A 16160-nucleotide genomic window follows, 5' to 3' on the forward strand; every position below is an offset into this window, starting at 1 on the left:
GGTGCTCACGGACCCGAACGTCCGCTGCGCTCCGGTTCTCGAAATCACCTCCATATGACTCCCCAGAGCGAATTTCGAAACGGTCTCTCAACGCTAGCGCTCAAACCAACCGAGAAAGACAATGAAACAATCCTATCTGGGCAAGCACGCCCTTTACGCCCTGCTCGGCGCCGTCGCCGTTCTGACGGTCGTTCCCGTCGCCACCATCATGCCGGCCTATGCGGTCGACGATATAGAGGGTGCGGATGCGCCCGACCTCACCGCGGTCCAGGCCAAGATCGCCGCCAAGGACTACAAGGGCGCGCTGGCCGACCTGCGGGATCTCGCGCAGGACAACCAGCAGCCGGATGTCTACAACCTGCTCGGCTTCACGCTGCGCAAGACAGGCGACTTCGCCACTGCGCTGACCTACTACAACAAGGCGCTGGAGCTGAAGCCCGACCACAAGGCAGCCCGCGAATATCTGGGCGAGCTCTATGTCGAGACCGGCGACATGGCCAAGGCCAATGAGCAGCTTGCATCGCTGCAAAAACTCTGCCCCGCCGGCTGCGAGGAGCTCGCCGACCTACAAAAGGCGATCGACACAAAGGTCACGCAGTAAGGTCGCCCTCACCCGGATTGCCGAGACCGAATTGCGGAATGCAATTCGGGGCAATCCGACCTCTCCCCGAGGGGAGAGGAGGGAGCCGGCACCGGGCACGCCTTCCTCTTCTCCCCTTGGGGAGAAGGTGGCCCGCAGGGCCGGATGAGGGGCCTTCGCACTGACTATCCCATCATGATTCACCAGTTTGGGCGACGCCACTTTCGCCCATTGCCGGGGCCGGCTTCTCTCCCTCGCGCCGGCTCCGGCTCTTTCGACACATCTGGCAGCGCTTCCGCGGGCGTCCGACCGGGCGCTTTTGCCTGCCTGCAAATTGGAGCTCGACCATGAACCCGACCGTCCTCGCCGCGACGCTGCATGCGCTCGCCTCCAGGCTGTGCATCAGGGACGCAGCCCTGCTCGCCGGCCGGCTGCTGCTGTCCTTCCTCTTCCTGCATGAAGGCGCCACGCTCGCCACCCATTTCGACGCCGCCGCCAGGGCGATGGCGGCGCTCGGCGTCGGCCTGCCGCTGTTCGTCGCCACGCTCGCGCTGCAGCTCGGGGCGGGGCTCGCCATCGCGACCGGACTGCTGACGCGGCTTGGCGCCATCGGGCTAGGCCTGTTCTGCCTGGCGACGGCGATGCTGTTCCACACCAATTTCGCCAGCCAGAACGAGTTGCTGCATTTCGAGAAGGACCTCGCCATAGCCGGCGGCATGTTCGTGCTCGCCGCCACGGGCGCGGGCAGGCTTTCGCTGGACCGGTTGATGGTCGCCTATCTGCAACGGCGCCGGCGCGACAGGGAGATGATGGCGGCGCTGCAGGCGGTGGAAAGCCATGGCTGGCTGGGCGAGGTGAAGCTGCCGGTCTGAGTTGTGGCGGCCGTGCATCACAAGGCCGGCCACAGTCCAGCTGGCGTGGAACCAGCGCTCGCGCTCTGCATTCTATGACGCAGATGACTGTGACCCAGACGGGTCGGGAGTGCGGGATGAAAACGTTTTTTGAGATGCTCGGTAGCCTGGTGATCAGCCTGTCGATGCTGGCTGTCGCTGTATTACTTGCGTCGTGGCTGGTAGCTCCCGTGCCGGCCAAGTCCGAGGCGCGTGCCGCCAGCGTCGCCGACCTTTGGACCCGGGAGCCGCAGAAGGTGGACAGGGCGTCGCTGACGCTGGAACGCGTGCCGGCCGCCCCGCAGGCTGCGCCCGATGCCGCGGCGCTGGCCCGCATGCCGGCCACCGAGCCCCGGATGGTCGCCCAGACGGAACCCGCCGTCGAGGCACAGCCGGCGCTTCCCGCGGAGCATGTCAGCTGGTGTGCCGAGCGCTACCGCTCCTACAACCCCGACGACAACAGCTACCGCTCCTATAGCGGACAGCAGCGCCCGTGCGTTTCGCCCTATCTCGCGGCCAATGACAATGGCGATATCCTTCGCGCCGACACGGAAGTCCAGTCGGCCACGGAGGTCGGCTATGTCGAGACCGCCTCGGCGGAAACGGACAGCATGATGGCGGCCACCAACCTGTCCGCCGGCCATATCGAATCCTGTCTCGGCCGCTACCGTTCCTACAGGCCGGAGGACAATACGTACCAGCCTTATTCCGGCGGGCCGCGTCGCCAGTGCGAATAGGGCCTGGCCGCTGAACAGGGCCAATACGACGCAGCAGCGCCGGGCCATGATCCCATAGGCGCGGCAGGCAGCGGCGCTTGATTCTTGCTAGTCGATGATGAAGGCGGTGCCTTGCGCCTTCATGCGGGCGAGGCCCTCCTTCATCTGTTGAAGCTGTTCGGCTGCATGGCCCTGCCACCCCGTCACTTCCGCGAGAATTCGCAGCGCATCGCGCGAGCGATAGGACATGGACGGATTGCCGGGGAATTTCTTGTCGGTCAGGTTCGGGTCGTCGACATAGGGGCCAGTCGGCTCGACGACATAGATCCGGCCGGGCCGGTCGCCTGCGGCAAGCTCGGCGCCCCAGATCGCGGCATCCAGCGTGCTGGTGAAATAGATGAAGGATAGCGGCTTGCCGCTGTCGAAGTTCGAGGCATGACCGACGACCAGCAGGTCGCCGGGCTTCAGATCGGCCCGCGTACCATGGAAGAACGATTGCGTGAACATGCTTGCGGCAGCTGACATCGGAAGGTCCCTGTTTGTGGCTCGAAGGCCAGAGGGATGACACGAACACCCCGGCTTGACGCAAGCCCCACCTCGCCATAGACCATGGCAATGGGAAAGCCGGCGCGCCTCCCATTCCCCCAAACCCGAACGCATCGTGAGCGTAACCGCCGCTTGAGCGATGCTTACTGCCGACCTGCTGTCAGCAGACTTGGCTGCTCTGTCTCGATCTCCCTTCGGCACGACGCTAATGTGAAGCGAAGCCATCGAGGGAGCGAGGACATGATCTGCAGGGTTTGGCGCGGTTGGACGAGCAGGGGCAATGCCGATGCCTATCAGCGCATCGTGCATGGCCAGGTCATTCCCGACATCGAGGCGCGGCGCATTCCAGGGTTCCGGCAGATCGACCTGATGCGGCGCGAGCTCGAAGACGAGGTGGAGTTCACGACCTTCATGTGGTTCGACAGCACCGACGCGGTGCGCGACTTCATGGGCGAGGATTATACGGTGAGCCATGTGCCGGCGGCGGCGCGGGCGGTGCTCAGCCGTTTCGACAGCCATGCCGTTCACCATGACGTCGTCGACCGGCGGCCACAGGTCTAGAACCGCCCCATGCGGCCGGCGGCGCTACCGCCGATCACGGAAATTTTTTGGATCATTCGCCAGCGATCGGCGTTCATGCCTCACCCCAACAGAGGACGTGACAATGACCGACGACCGCAACGACAGGATCCGTGAGCGCGCCTATGAAATGTGGCAGCGCGAGGGCGGCGCACATGGCAGCGACGAGCGCCACTGGCACCAGGCCGCGATGGAGATCGACCGGGAATCGGCGCTGCCGCTGACGGCGGACGACGCCCTGCCGCAGACCGGCGAGATCGCCGCCTCCGACGTGCAGTCGGTCGAGGCTCTGGCCATGCGCACCGGCATATCGGGCGACGAGGCGCAGGAGATGGTCGACAAGCTCGGCAGCGACCGCGTCGCCACCGAGCAGGCCGCGCGCGGCCTGAAGTCCAGGCGCAGATCCTGACCCCAAGATCGTAATTATTGCCCTGACGGCAGGGCCAACAAGAGGACCAGGCTGACGACAGGAGAGCGAGATGATCCGCAAACTCAAGGACAGCAAATACCGGCTCTATTCGCGCAAGAAGGACGAGACGACAGGGAAACGCAGGAATCTCGGCACGTTCGACAATCGCGAGGCGGCCGAGAAGCATGAGAAGGACGTGCAGTATTTCAAGCGGCATTGACCGGTCTGCCCCGGCTTATCGCCTCGCGGAGCGATTGCGGCTGGATTCTTTCGCCGCGATGATGTCGTTGTAGGGCATGAACCTTCCTCCGGCCCTGGCGCCCGATCCCTACACACTGATCCTGCTCGGCGCGGGGTTCCTCATCGCCCTTGTGGCGTGGCTGCCGCTTGCGCTGAAGCGGCTGCCGCTGTCGCTGCCGATCGTGTGCATCGGGCTCGGCATGGCGATCTTCTCGCTGCCGCAGGTGACGCTCAGCCCGCTACCGATGGCCTATCCCGAAGTCGCCGAGCGTTTCTCGGAATTCGTGGTCATCATCGCGCTGATGGGAGCTGGGCTGAAGATCGACCGCGTGTTCGGCTTTCGCAGCTGGGGGGTGACCTGGCGGCTGATCGCCATCACCATGCCGCTCAGCATTTTCGCCATCACCGCGCTCGGCGGCTGGTGGATCGGCCTGTCCTGGGCAACGGCGCTGCTGCTCGGCGCGGCGCTGGCGCCGACCGACCCGGTGCTGGCCGCCGACGTCCAGGTCGGGCCGCCGCAATCGGGCCAGGAGGACGAGGTCCGCTTCGGCCTGACCTCGGAGGCAGGGCTCAATGACGGCTTTGCCTTTCCCTTCGTGCATCTGGCCATCCTGCTGTCGGCGGTAGCGGCCACTGGCGAACCGTGGCTGGCGCATTGGCTGTCCTACAATGTCGTGTGGGAGATCGCCGCCGGCGTCGCCGGGGGCTATCTGGTCGGGCGCGCCTTCGGCTGGCTGACCTTCCACGTGCCGGCCCGGACCAAGCTCGCCAAGACCGGCGACGGGCTGATTGCCGTGTCCGCCACCTTTGTCTCCTACGGGCTGACCGAGATCGTCCATTCCTATGGCTTCCTGGCGGTGTTCGTGACCGCGCTGACCTTTCGCCACGCGCATCGCGACCATGATTTCCAGCTCGACATGCACCAGCTGACCGAGCAGATAGAGCGCATCGCCATGATGGTGCTGCTGATCCTGCTCGGCGGCTCGATCGTCGAGGGGCTGCTCGCCTCGCTGAGCTGGGCCGACTGCGCCGCCGTGGCGGCCATCCTGCTGGTGATCCGGCCGATGGCCGGCCTGATCGGGCTGATCGGCCACCGCACCAATCTGCGCGAGCGCCTGATCCTGTCCTTCTTCGGCATACGCGGCGTCGGCTCGATCTACTATCTCGCCTATGGGCTGAACCACATGAAGGCCGATCCCGGCGCCGAGCGCCTGTGGGCGGTGGTCGGCCTGACCATCCTGCTGTCGATCCTGATGCATGGCCTGACCGTCACCCCGATCATGCGCCGGCTCGACCGCAGCCAGGGTCGCGACCCCGATCAAGACGAGGCGGAGGAGCAGAAGGAAAAGGAAGAGAAGGAGGACGAGGGCGTTGGCGAGCGCGGGTGAAGCGGGCTGTCGGATAGGCCGCCCCGTTGGAGACCTGCGGGGACGCGGCTCCTGATGCCGGCGCCGATCGGCCTCGTCACCCTGTCAGGACCGAAGCCGGGCGATATATGTCCGGTTTCAACCCGATGGAGGACATCGCCGCCATGATCAACGCCCTGCCTTCAGCCGAGGAGGTGCCGCATGAGCGCGCCTAAAGTCACGCCGCGCGATGTAAGGCGGATCGCGCAGGCCGCGCTGTTTGCCGCCCATGCCCACAAGGACCAGATGCGCGAGGATATGGGCGATCCCTACCTCGTCCACCTCGCCGAAGTGGCGGCGCTGTGCGCCGGCATCAAGCCGCTGGACCCGGTGCTGTTGGCTGCCGCCTGGCTGCACGATACGCTCGAAGACACCGATACTGACGAGGCTACCCTGCGCGGAGAGTTCGGCGAGGCGGTGGCGGCGCTTGTCGCCGATGTCAGCGACCCGCCCGGGCTCAAGGGCAAGGCGCGCCGCCAGCGCCAGGTCGACCACACCGCCAGGGCGGGCCTGCGCACCAAGCGGCTCAAGCTGGCGGACCGGACCTCGAATGTCGACGAGGAGCTGAACGCTCCCGACGAGCGCTTCAGGGCCAAGAGTGCCGCCCGCTACCTGAAATGGTCGCACCGCGTGGTCGATGTCTGCCGTGGCGCGGCCCCGGAGCTGGAAGCGCGGTTCGACAAGTCGGCGGCGGCGCTGAAGGCGCGGATCGAGAAGGGCGGCGGCGCGGTCTAGGCGAGGGGGGTTGGATTTGCCCGCCCAGCACTATCCCGATCTGCCCAGCGCCCTCAAGACAGACGCGGTCCTGATCGGGCCGAGGGCAGGGCGATCGCAGATCCACGCCAGCACGACACCGGAACGGCGTATTTACCGAACGCGTAGACGGCTGGATTATACAGGACAAATCTTGCTAGGCTGCCGGTCCGGGGGGAGCGCGATGGACGAGGTTGCAACGCTGGAGGTCGACATCGTCGCGACGGGGCTCGGCTGGCCCGAAGGTCCGACGGTGCTTCCCGATGGGCGCGTCGTCATCGTCGAAAGCTATCGCAGCCAGCTGACCGCCATCGATGGCGACGGAACCGCCCGGCAGTTCGCTTATGTCGCGGGAGCGCCCAATGCGTGCGTCCTGGGCTCCGATGGCCTGCTCTATGTCTGCCAGAATGGCGGCACGACCGGACCCTGGCGGGCCGCCGAGATGACGACGCCATCGATCCAGCGCGTTGCCGAGGGCGGCAAGCCGGAGATCCTGCTGACCGAGATTGCGGGCATCCGGCTCAATGGTCCGAACGATCTCGTCTTTGCGCCCGGCGGCCGGCTGATCTTCAGCGATCCCGGAACGTACAATCCCGGCAATCCGGATCCCAGCTACATCTTTGCCGTCAACCCCGATGGCAGTGCGCAGATTGCCGTCGGCTTCGACGAGCCGACCTTCCCCAATGGCGTGGCGATCGAGGCCGACGGCTCGATCGTCTGGGGCGAGTCCTATACGGGCCGCGTCAAGCGGCAACGGCCGGATGGCAGCGTCGAAGACCTTGGCCGCTTGCCCGGGGCCAATCCGATCCCGGACGGGCTGAAGGTTGGGGCCGATGGCCGCCTCTATGTCACGGATATTGCCGCCAACGGCATCCACGTGCTGAAGCCCGACGGCGCGGCGGAAGGGTTCTTCCTCTGCGGCAAGGCAACGACCAACTGCGTCTTTTCGGGCGATATCCTCTGGGTGACGAATGCCGGCGTGCTGGCGACCGGCAGCGACCCCTCCTTCGGAGGCACGCTGTGCTGCGTGCATGTTCCCGGCGGCGGAGGTCCGACGCATTACGGCCGCATCGACGGTAGGAAATCGTGAGCAACTCCTCGACCGCTCCGGCCGCGCTGAAGCGCCTGTACAGCGTGGCCGCGGTGCGCGACGCGGCGCGGCGGATTCTGCCGCGCCCGGTGTTCGACTTCGCCGATGGCGGCGCCGAGGACGAGCGGACGCTGCACCGCAACGAGGCGGCGTTCAACGATGTTGCTCTCCTGCCGCGACCCCTCAACGGCGCGGCGACGCGCGATCTCTCGCTCGATCTCTTCGGCGCCAGGCTTTCCATGCCGCTCGGCATTGCGCCGACAGGACTAGCCGGGCTGTTCTGGCCCGACGGCGAGCGCGCGGCGGCACGAGCCGCGGCAGCCGCCGGCACCTTCTACTGCGCCAGCCACGGCTCCGTCTGCACGCTGGAGGACATAGCGCAAACCGGGGCAGGCCCGCGCTGGATGCAGGTTTTCGTCTATACGGATCGCGGCTTCACCCGGGACATGGTGGAGCGGGCGCGCGCCGCGGGATACGGCGCGCTGGTGCTTACCATCGACAACCAGCTGCTCGGCAACCGGGAACGCGACATAAGCAACGGGTTTTCCATCCCGCCGCGCTTCGGCGTGGCAGGGACCCTGGCGGCCGCTACAAAGGCGGCGTGGCTGCTGCGCATGCGCACCCGGCTGCCGAAACTGACCTTCGGCAATTATCTGCGTCCCGGCGAGACGGCGACGGTCGGCGCGCTAGCGGGCCGCATGGCCGGACTGCTCGACCCCGGCCTGTCCTGGGCCGATGTCGACTGGCTGCGCACCGTCTGGTCCGGACCGTTGCTGCTCAAGGGCATCCTGCATCCCGGCGAAGCCGCCGAGGCCGTGGCGCGCGGCATCGACGGCGTCATCGTCTCCAACCATGGGGGACGCCAGCTCGACGGCGCCGCCGCGTCGCTGGACGCGCTGCCGGCCGTCGCCGCTTCTGTGGCCGGGCGCATTCCGGTGCTGGTCGATGGCGGCATCAGGCGCGGTTCCGACGTGGTGAAGGCGCTGGCGCTCGGGGCGTCCTGCTGCCTGATCGGCCGGCCGCAGCTCTGGGGGCTCGCGGTCGCCGGCGAAGATGGGGTGCGGCACGTGCTCGATCTCTACCGCAAGGAGATCGACCGGGTGATGGGGCTGATGGGGGCGCGCAGCCTTGGCGAGCTCGGTCCAGACTGTCTTTCCTCCGTTCAAGCCAAGAGGCTGCCCCATGATTGAAGACCCGCCGCTGCTGACCATCAGGCGCCGTTTCGAACGGCCCGCGGCAGACCTCGTCAGCGCCTTCGCCGGCGTGCCCGTCAGCCAAATCGTCGACGCCATGGGCGGCCGCGGCGCCTTGCACCATGCGATCAAGCCGCTATCTCAGGCTGCCGCCACGCTGGTCGGCGTCGCCCTGACCTGTCAGTGCGGCCCCTCCGACAATCTCGCGCTGTTCGGGGCGCTGGAGGTTGCCGCAAATGGCGATGTCATCATTGCGGCCACCGACAGCTTTGCCGGGGCGGCGGTCACCGGGGATCTCGTGCTCGGCATGGCGCGCAACAAGGGGGTGGCCGGCTTCGTCACCGACGGCCTGGTGCGCGATGTCGTCGGCATCGAGGCGGTCGGCTTGCCGGTCTATTGCGCCGGGGTGATCGCGAACTCGCCGGCCCGCAATGGCCCGGGCACGGTCGGCTTTCCGGTGGTGCTGGGCGGCGTGACCATCTCGCCGGGCGACATACTGGTCGGCGACCGCGACGGCGTCGCCGTGGTGCCCCGCCTGGAGGCCGGCACGGTTCTGGCACGGCTCGACGCCATCAAGGCGGCCGAGCAGGATCTCGAGACCAGGGTGCGCCAGGGCCTGACGATGCCCGAATTCGCCAGCGCCGTCCTCAAATCAGACAGGACGCGCTTCGTCGACTGAAACGGAGCGCCGAAGTGCAAAAGCGATTTCAGGACGACAGGAGCCGATGAGGCGGCGCCGGTTGCAGGGCGGAGCCTCAGCCCGGCAAGACGCAGCCTAGGCGGCGCGCCGGTGCGGCAGCTGAAGGCCCGGGCGGGCGCGACGCGGGTCGACCGCGGTCACGATGCTGTGGTGATGATCGCAGTAGACGCGGTCAGCCGACGTCGGCGCTGCACAAAAACGGTGGCCGCCGGGGACCGACCGGTCTTCGCTAACGGGGTAGCGGCACTGGTAGACGCCGAGCTGGATGAGGGGGACGTCTCTCGAGATGGGTCTGATGTTTGCAGGCATGATGGTTCCTTTCGTTCATAGCCACGGCCGGCTGACGGCCGCGGTGCGACGTCGGGCGAGCTTCTCTCGTTTTGAGGGCTTTGGATGAGCATATGGGGGTTGCCGGGGCGTGAATGAAGGGCGACGCCCCGCTTCTGAGGGCGATCGTTTGCGACTTAAGGACACATCTGTGAGGCTAATCGCTCCGAGCGCGCTGCGCGAGCAGTTCGGCGAGCCGGTGGCGACGCTCGTCGCCGATGTCAGCAACTCGCGCGGGCTTAACGGCAAGCGCCAGCGCTAGGTCCACAACACCGCGAAGGCCGGCATCTGAACCGAGAGGCTCAAGCTGGCGCACGAACCTCGAATTTCGAGGAGATGCTGAACGGCCCGATGAGCGGTTCAGCGCGGCGAGGTACCTGAAATGGTCACGCCGCGTGGTTGATGTCTGCCGTGGTGCGGCGCCGGAGTTGGAAGTGCGATTTGACGAGGCGGCGGCTGGGCTGCAGGCGCGGCTGGAGGAGGTTGGAGTGGGGAGTAGGGAGTAGGGAGTAGGTGAGGAATGCTCATTTCCTCAAGCCGGCGCCGAGCCACAGCGCTGGAGCTGGAGCTGTGGACGCGATGCACCCAAGCACTCGGGCTCGGAAGGCGCCATGCCCCACAGCGACGCCCTCTTGTGACCCCCCGTGACGACGCCGTACCATATGGCTTGCCGTGCTGTCGGCGGGTAATTGTAATTCTATATAGGGTGGGAGCGCGGTCTGGCTCCTAAGAACGAATTGGAATCGAAGCAAACCAAGTGAATCAGGCGGTGTATGATTGATCGAATATCAAAAGAGCGCCGAAGCGCAAATATGGCGCGCATACGCTCCAAGAACACCGAGCCAGAGATGCGTGTTAGACAGGTCGCGCATCGATTTGGTTACCGTTTCCGCCTTCACCGGAAGGATCTCCCCGGCAAACCTGACCTGGTTTTTCCAGCACGTCGTAAAGTTATCTTTGTTCACGGGTGCTTTTGGCATAGGCACGACGGCTGTATCGATTGTTCGGTGCCGAAGTCACGCCAGGATTATTGGGAACCAAAATTCGAGAGAACGAAGGCCAGAGACAAAGAGTCGCTGCAATTGCTCAATGAGGCTGGGTGGTCAGCGATGATAATATGGGATTGTGAAACTAAGACAGAAGCTGAGCTGTTAGCTGCGATATCTGACTTTCTCGGGCCACCGAACAAGTGATGCTATCAAAAATGCACGGCTGTTTATAGACAGTTTGCTTTCTCGAGCGGATGCTGCTTGCGCTGACACGAACAGATCAGTAACGTGGTCTCGGGGGCAATTAGTGGCTGAAGCAGTAGTTATCGAAAAAGGTGAAGATTTGTCCAACTGGTTGGCCAATCCGGTCAACGAGGGTCAAATTGCGCAGACTAGGCTTGCGGCGAGTGACAGAGTAATAGCACGGGTAACGGACGGAATTTATCGTCAGCCGGCATCGGCTTTACGCGAGCTAATATCCAACGCGTGGGACGCAGACGCGTCCACTGTGACAATTCTCACCGATGCGCCTCGGTTCTCCAGAATATATGTTCGTGACGATGGCGCGGGTATGTCGCATGAGACACTTACGCGCTTACTAAAGAACATTGGCGGTAGTGCAAAAAGGCGAGAGGAGGGAAAGACCCTTGGAGTGGTAAACGCTCAAGACGTCGATTGTACTCCGGGTGGACGACCACTTATTGGCAAAATTGGAATTGGCCTTTTCTCGATAAGCCAGCTGTCGCGACGGTTCCAGATTAGTACGAAGGCAAGAGGTGAAAATTATCGCTTGCTCGCTGAGATTAGGCTCCGTGCGTACGCAGAGGACCGTAGCGATATCGAGGCAGACGAGGGTGAGGACTACATTGCAGGCGATGTCCTGATCCGCCGAGAGCGAACCGAGGATCTGGATGCCCATGGAACAGACATCATCCTTGATGATGTGAAACCTCGCGTCCGAGACATCTTACGCAGCGCGGACCGTTGGGAAAACGTCGCTGATCGCGAGGCAGCCTTCAATCGCGGTGATCTCGATACTTGGGCCAGTATGCGGGTCGAACCTCCGACCTATCATTCCGGATACATCGGAAAACTGTCCGAGCCTGCTGGTGGTCCGGTGCTTTTGGCCATCAAGCCGAAACTCCCTTGGACCAGCGAGGATCCGGCCGAAGTTCGCATGTCAAAGTTGATGGATGCCGTGGAAGGCGAGTTCGATCGTCTTGACCGCCCCGAGCTGGCGACCACGTTGGATACCTACTTGGAAATGATCTGGACATTGGGCCTCGCGGCGCCCGTGGCCTACGTCGATCGGCATCCATTTGACCTTACGCAGGACGGCCACCTCCAGCTCTATTGGATCACTAGAGAGCGGGGGCGTGGCCAAGAAGTCAGACTGGACCCTGGCGTAACTGTTCGCGAGGCAGTGAAAGCTCGAATAAAGGGTGCACCGGAGCTGACCGATGGACTAGATCCTGTAGGCGGCTTTCGCGTCGTGATGGACGGAGTCGAGCTTAAGCGGCCGATTAGGTTTAAGCACTATCCCACCTCACAACGCGGGCTAAATACCTCGGTGTTGTTTGTAGGTCGTTTCGAGCCTGACCTAGCCAGGGTTGCGCCTAGCCAGCGCGGTGGTGATCTATCGCTCGAAGCATATCTCTTCTGGACGGGGCGCGTTGTTCCCAAAGAGAATAATGGGGTTCTGGTCCGCATACGGGGCGCAAGCGGTTCAAATTTCGATCCAAACTTCTTCAAGTATCAAGTATCGGAGCAGACGCGTCTTAGACAAATTACGTCAGAACTCTTCGTTCAACGTGGGTTAGATGCCGCTCTGAATATTGATCGCGAGAGTTTTAACTACTCTCATCCCCACCTGCAATTGGTGACGCTATGGTTGCATGGGGCTATACGGCAGCTCACGAACCGCCTGAAAGACGAAGCAGATAAGTTAAGGTCAATGCGGAAAGAAAGCGAAGCTCAGGCTGGGCGGGATTTTCTTAGCACGACCACGTCTCAAGTATGGCGAGATAGACGAGGAGACGAGCCAGCACCCGACGTTGTGATAGCAAACACTGTCGCTGAGGCTCAGGAGGCGCGCAAAGCCGGCTCGATTGCGATTCTTCGGTCAGCAGTACCTCAACCCGCGAGGCCTCAAGAAAGAGAGATTGCCGATGGCCAAGCTGCGGCTCTCATACAGGTTCTATCCGCCTATGATGTTCTGGAAGGGCGCACGTATGAAGAACAACAGACGTTGATTGCAGCCATACTGGCCATTTTCCGAGGGGGAAAACTTTGAACGGCGCGAAGTTCGGCACGGCTGACAATATAGAATTCGGAGAGCCTGCCGAAGGCGTTGGGGACGAGCAATACATAGATGCTGTTTTCGGGACTGATGCAGAGCAGGAGACGGTTCTTGGGGTGTCACTCGCGCCCCGTAGAAGCTTCGCTCCATGGCATCATCCAATTAAGCAGGTTGTTCGCCTCTACCAATGGGCTCAGCATGTAAAGCGCTTGGTCGAGGAACACCGTCCCACGAAGCACTTAGAAACGCTTCGATATTTTACGCTACCCGGATCCGATCTCCTCGACGTACGAGTGCTAGCAGACGCGCTCGCCGTTAGCGGAACACGTATCGAGTACTTTGGCTTTGACTCAGGCTACCATGGTACCGAGTCCGGAGATGCCACATCTGACTCAAACGGGATATACTTGGCTACTGAATCAGCGCTTCGCCAAGCTGGCCGGATTTCGGATGGTGCGGAAGTACTTGCTGATCGACTTGAGGATATTGCGGTCAAAGGCAGTCAAGCTGCCAATCGCTTGCGTCAGAAGGGCGTTTTTGATGTTGTGAACATCGACGCCTGCGATCATTTAGGGTATGTGCCGAAGAACCGGACGCAATCAGTATTTGACGCTCTGGAGGCCATGCTCGCACATCAGCTTCCTGCGGTGGACCCATGGCTACTCTTCATAACTACACGAGCCAGTCCTGAGTTACTTGGTGCCCCGGCGACAAAACTCCAAGGCGCGATTTACAAGAATTTAGATCAGCATTCGTCGGCCTTCGGTGATCCATTGGCAATTTGCCTCGGAGGCGATCCGCTAAATTTGGCGGGCGAGCTTGCCAACCATTGGTCTACGCAGAGTTTCTCCTTTCTGAAGCTCTTCTCAATAGGTCTTGGAAAATACCTTCTACAGTATTATCACGCTCAACAGAATCTTCCCGCTAAAGTTGAACTTGTGAGCGCGTTTGCGTATAAGGTCTCCAAAGACCAACCGGATATGCTCTCTCTGGCATTTCGCATAACACCGGATGGTATCAAAGTTCAGCCTGGTAGCGCTGGAGGCGCTGCTGTTATCCCTCCGTTAGAACTGCAACATGCTATTGCAGTAGTAGAAAAGGCGGCACGGCTTTGGTATCTCGATGATGCGATTGCGAATGACGAAAAACTCCGGAAGGAAGCAGTACTCAGCACCGAGGCTCTGCTCGAATCAGCGCACTACGACATCCCGTTCTGGCGCAAGTGGCTAGCCGAACTTCCTATCCGGCCGATGCAATTGGACACCGCAGCTTGACCCCTCTACTGCGACCAACTGATCTTTAACAGATTTTGCTACGGCTCTTGCCAGCGGAACTGGTACTGCCTCACTTATCTGGCGTATTTGTGAAGACATGGTGCCATGTAGCCGATAGTTGTGCGGCATCCCCTGTAGCTGCATAGCCTCATAAACGCTAAGTCTACGTTTGCCGCTTGGATGAATATGTACCTCTCTGTGGCCATACGCGACGGCAATGCTAGGTCGCTCCCAAGAAAGTGTTTTGAAGCTACGGCTTTTTACATTGCCTTCAGCAAGCGCACCCGGCCGGTCGAATTTTGGAGATCGAGGCTGCATGCACCAGTGGTTCGGATGGTGTGGAAACTGACTGGCGTCGGCACCCTTCTGAAAGTACATAGGCTCGGGGAGACCACCAATGGCATCGCGGACCGTACGTACCGGTGTTACAAGAGGGGCGGGCGGCAACCACTCAAGCCCATCGAAACGGCCTCGGTTAAACCCCACAAGAAATAGACGTTGCCGCGACTGGGGTGCGCCGTAGAACTGTGCATCCAGAATAGTCTGAACCACTTCGAAGCCCGCCGCATCGAAGGCTTCCTTCGTCTTCCGAAGCGTATCTCGGTGTCGAGAAAGTGTGAGGCCGACAACGTTTTCGAGGACGAAGAAATCGACGGGGCTCCGCTCGTTAAGTTCTTGTGTGAGCCTGGCAAAAACGAGCGGCATCAGATGGCGAGGATCATCGTCCTGCTGCCTTACGTTCGCCTGACTAAAACTCTGACACGGCGGACCACCTATAATTCCAGTTGGGTTAAATTGCTCGCCATAGGTCTGATCCAGCGTGCGGGCTGTCACCTCGGACAGGTCAGCAACATGCCCAGCGGACGGCCCGGGTCGATTCTCGTTGTAGGACAATACGCTGTCGCGGTTTCGATCAAAGGCCAATCCGACTTTGAATCCGGTCTCTTCGAACCCCAAATCGAGGCCGCCGGCGCCGCAAAAAAGACTCAGCAGCACCTAGTTACCTCCATCGTTACAGTAATCCGGTAGATACACGATTCGTAGAACCATACTCCAACAATCTGCATTTGGATGCGGATGCGCTGGAAATGGCACTTAGGGGCATGCCGTGGCCTCTAACGCAAGAATATCGGAGATGTGGTGCGGAGGCCATTACAACAGGACCCCTAGCACTTCCACTCCCCATTAACCATTCGTTAACCATCTCGCCGCTAGCGTTTACCTCTCAGTAAGGATTCGCCAGCCGTGACTTTTGCCGCTCCCCTCGAGGCTAAATCCATTCGCTTTCGCGCCCGCTCTTTCGTCGCCTTCACGCTGACGCCGGAGGCGCCTTTGGCAGCCTGGCTGGAGGGGCTGGATCACTGGATCGGCAACTCGCCGGGCTATTTTTCCGGGCGGCCGGTGCTGCTCGATCTCAACGCTTTGAAGCCTTCGCCGGGCGAGATCGGTTCGCTGGTGGCGGCGCTTCTGGCGCGCGGCATCCGCATCTATGCCATCGAGCTGGAAGGCGCTTCGCTCGGGCCCGATCTCCCGCCGGTGCTGGTCGGCGCCAAGGAGGCGACGACCGATGGGCTGCTGCCGGGCCGCAAGGCCGAGGGCAGGGCGTCTGACGGCAGCGCTGGCCGCGACGGCAAGGCCAAGGCGGCCGAGGCTAAGGCGGCCGAGGCCAAGGCTGGCGAAGGCAAGGCCGATGCCGGCAAGGCGGATGCTGGCAAGCCCGACTCCGTCAAAAATGGCAAGGGCGAGGCCCGCGCGGTGCAGCCGGAAACGCCTGGCACGCTGATGATCAAGGCGCCGATCCGCTCCGGCCAGGCGATCGTGCATCCGCATGGCGATGTCATCGTGCTCGGCTCGGTCGCGTCGGGGTCGGAGATCATCGCGGCGGGCTCCATCCATGTCTACGGCACTTTGCGCGGGCGCGCTTCGGCAGGCGCGCTGGGCGACAAGGATGCGCGCATCTTCTGCCGCCGCAACGAGGCCGAGCTTCTGGCCATCGACGGCTGGTACGTCACCGCAGAGGAGATGGAAGGCGTTTCGCGCGGCAAGCCGGTGCAGGCCTTCCTCGACGGCGATGGCTTGCGCGTTTCGCCGCTGAACTGACGCACGATCCGATCGATATTCCGGGTCGGCAAGGCGCCGCCCGGCAACAAGACAAGGCAACGACAATGG

The 16160-nt window shown here is 62.5% G+C and carries 18 protein-coding genes; 15 read left to right on the forward strand and 3 right to left on the reverse strand.

The annotated features are described in order from the left end of the window. Nucleotides 1-121: 121 nt before the first annotated feature. The 3 genes from LB513_RS23315 (at nt 122) to LB513_RS23325 (ending at nt 2207) form a co-directional block, all read left to right on the forward strand. Nucleotides 122-601 carry a tetratricopeptide repeat protein gene (locus LB513_RS23315; protein ID WP_224665832.1) on the forward strand — a complete coding sequence of 160 codons (480 nt, stop codon included), beginning with the start codon at nt 122-124 and terminating at the stop codon, nt 599-601. A 326-nt stretch (nt 602-927) separates the two neighbouring features. Next, nucleotides 928-1452, forward strand: coding sequence for a DoxX family protein (locus tag LB513_RS23320; protein WP_224665833.1), 525 nt, complete (start codon nt 928-930; stop codon nt 1450-1452). Nucleotides 1453-1568: 116 nt separating this feature from the next. Beyond that, nucleotides 1569-2207, forward strand: coding sequence for a BA14K family protein (locus LB513_RS23325; RefSeq protein WP_224665834.1), 639 nt, complete (start codon nt 1569-1571; stop codon nt 2205-2207). An 87-nt stretch (nt 2208-2294) separates the two neighbouring features. Here the strand turns inward: LB513_RS23325 and arr are convergent, their stop codons facing one another. Continuing rightward, nucleotides 2295-2711, reverse strand: coding sequence for an NAD(+)--rifampin ADP-ribosyltransferase (gene arr / locus LB513_RS23330; RefSeq protein ID WP_224665835.1), 417 nt, complete (start codon nt 2709-2711; stop codon nt 2295-2297). A gap of 261 nt (nt 2712-2972) precedes the next feature. On the opposite strand from arr, the gene LB513_RS23335 reads away from it, so the two are divergent. The 8 genes from LB513_RS23335 to LB513_RS23370 all read left to right on the forward strand — a co-directional run bounded on the left by LB513_RS23335 (nt 2973) and on the right by LB513_RS23370 (nt 9081). After that, on the forward strand, nt 2973-3293 hold the full coding sequence (locus LB513_RS23335) for an antibiotic biosynthesis monooxygenase (RefSeq protein WP_224665836.1): 321 nt from the start codon (nt 2973-2975) through the stop codon (nt 3291-3293). 103 nt (nt 3294-3396) lie between these two features. Then, nucleotides 3397-3720: a DUF2934 domain-containing protein gene (locus LB513_RS23340; protein WP_224665837.1), complete on the forward strand. Its 324-nt coding sequence runs from the start codon at nt 3397-3399 to the stop codon at nt 3718-3720. A gap of 70 nt (nt 3721-3790) precedes the next feature. Then, nucleotides 3791-3940: a hypothetical protein gene (locus LB513_RS23345; RefSeq protein ID WP_224665838.1), complete on the forward strand. Its 150-nt coding sequence runs from the start codon at nt 3791-3793 to the stop codon at nt 3938-3940. A gap of 76 nt (nt 3941-4016) precedes the next feature. After that, nucleotides 4017-5348, forward strand: coding sequence for a cation:proton antiporter (locus LB513_RS23350; RefSeq protein WP_224665839.1), 1332 nt, complete (start codon nt 4017-4019; stop codon nt 5346-5348). A 180-nt stretch (nt 5349-5528) separates the two neighbouring features. Then, complete coding sequence (locus tag LB513_RS23355) at nt 5529-6101, forward strand: HD domain-containing protein (RefSeq protein WP_224665840.1); 573 nt, start codon at nt 5529-5531, stop codon at nt 6099-6101. A gap of 202 nt (nt 6102-6303) precedes the next feature. Next, on the forward strand, nt 6304-7209 hold the full coding sequence (locus tag LB513_RS23360) for an SMP-30/gluconolactonase/LRE family protein (RefSeq protein WP_224665841.1): 906 nt from the start codon (nt 6304-6306) through the stop codon (nt 7207-7209). After that, nucleotides 7206-8399 carry an alpha-hydroxy acid oxidase gene (locus LB513_RS23365; RefSeq protein WP_224665842.1) on the forward strand — a complete coding sequence of 398 codons (1194 nt, stop codon included), beginning with the start codon at nt 7206-7208 and terminating at the stop codon, nt 8397-8399. The genes LB513_RS23360 and LB513_RS23365 overlap by 4 nt, the downstream gene beginning before the upstream one ends. Continuing rightward, nucleotides 8392-9081 (forward strand): RraA family protein, encoded by a 690-nt coding sequence (locus tag LB513_RS23370; RefSeq protein WP_224665843.1) that lies wholly within the window; start codon nt 8392-8394, stop codon nt 9079-9081. The genes LB513_RS23365 and LB513_RS23370 overlap by 8 nt, the downstream gene beginning before the upstream one ends. A 96-nt stretch (nt 9082-9177) precedes the next feature. Here the strand turns inward: LB513_RS23370 and LB513_RS25335 are convergent, their stop codons facing one another. After that, on the reverse strand, nt 9178-9411 hold the full coding sequence (locus LB513_RS25335; RefSeq protein WP_224665844.1) for a GcrA family cell cycle regulator: 234 nt from the start codon (nt 9409-9411) through the stop codon (nt 9178-9180). Nucleotides 9412-10241: 830 nt separating this feature from the next. On the opposite strand from LB513_RS25335, the gene LB513_RS23380 reads away from it, so the two are divergent. The 3 genes from LB513_RS23380 (at nt 10242) to LB513_RS23390 (ending at nt 13991) form a co-directional block, all read left to right on the forward strand. Continuing rightward, complete coding sequence (locus LB513_RS23380; protein WP_411962739.1) at nt 10242-10622, forward strand: very short patch repair endonuclease; 381 nt, start codon at nt 10242-10244, stop codon at nt 10620-10622. Between the two features lie 103 nt (nt 10623-10725). Then, nucleotides 10726-12711 (forward strand): ATP-binding protein, encoded by a 1986-nt coding sequence (locus LB513_RS23385; protein ID WP_224665846.1) that lies wholly within the window; start codon nt 10726-10728, stop codon nt 12709-12711. Continuing rightward, nucleotides 12708-13991 (forward strand): PP_RS20740 family protein, encoded by a 1284-nt coding sequence (locus LB513_RS23390; protein WP_224665847.1) that lies wholly within the window; start codon nt 12708-12710, stop codon nt 13989-13991. The genes LB513_RS23385 and LB513_RS23390 overlap by 4 nt, the downstream gene beginning before the upstream one ends. Here LB513_RS23390 and LB513_RS23395 read toward each other — a convergent pair. Then, the gene (locus LB513_RS23395; protein ID WP_224665848.1) at nt 13944-14987 is read right to left on the reverse strand and encodes a DNA cytosine methyltransferase; all 1044 of its coding nucleotides are present in this window, start codon (nt 14985-14987) and stop codon (nt 13944-13946) included. The two genes, LB513_RS23390 and LB513_RS23395, sit on opposite strands and share 48 nt — an antisense overlap. A gap of 249 nt (nt 14988-15236) precedes the next feature. Here LB513_RS23395 and minC point away from each other — a divergent pair, with 249 nt between their 5' ends. Next, nucleotides 15237-16091, forward strand: coding sequence for a septum site-determining protein MinC (gene minC, locus LB513_RS23400; protein ID WP_224665849.1), 855 nt, complete (start codon nt 15237-15239; stop codon nt 16089-16091). Nucleotides 16092-16160 lie beyond the last annotated feature (69 nt).

Origin of the sequence: Mesorhizobium sp. ES1-1 (assembly GCF_020164785.1) — a bacterium.
Taxonomy (GTDB): Bacteria; Pseudomonadota; Alphaproteobacteria; order Rhizobiales; family Rhizobiaceae; genus Mesorhizobium.